1 protein-coding gene is annotated in these 399 nt (G+C 45.9%); it reads right to left on the bottom strand.

Features of this window, described 5'->3' with window-relative positions; translation table 11 throughout:
* A partial coding sequence (locus tag JWG88_RS21480; protein ID WP_205235862.1) for a multicopper oxidase domain-containing protein occupies positions 1-399 on the bottom strand: 399 nt, incomplete at both ends.

Here is a 399-nt window from a genome sequence, read left to right as displayed (position 1 = left end):
GGGTAAAACAGTGAGCCATCCTCCTGAAACGTACGGTCCATAATCATTAAAGGAATGTCATAGTCATCTTTCGGAAGTTCTAAGGACTTTTCAAATGCATCTGAGATCAAATAAAACCCAGCTAAACCGGCGTACACATTTAGTCGTGTCAATGCCATCGCATGATCGTGATACCACAATGTGCAGGCTTGCTGATGATTTGGGTATACGTAAGTCTCTCTTTCAAAAAAAGGGCCGGTTGCTTCAAAGTCCCTTGAAAACCAGGCCTCTGGGTAGCCGTCACTGCTTGCAGGCGTGACACCGCCATGCAGATGAACGACTGTTTTGACTTCTGGTTCATCGTGATGCCCAGGATGAATGGTGTGATCGACAGGGAGGAAATGTTTCAATGGCAATTTG

The organism is Desulfopila inferna (assembly GCF_016919005.1).
Lineage (GTDB): Bacteria > Desulfobacterota > Desulfobulbia > Desulfobulbales > Desulfocapsaceae > Desulfopila_A > Desulfopila_A inferna.
The sequence above is the reverse complement of the archived record's forward strand: the minus strand, read 5'-3'. Positions and strand labels throughout refer to the sequence as shown.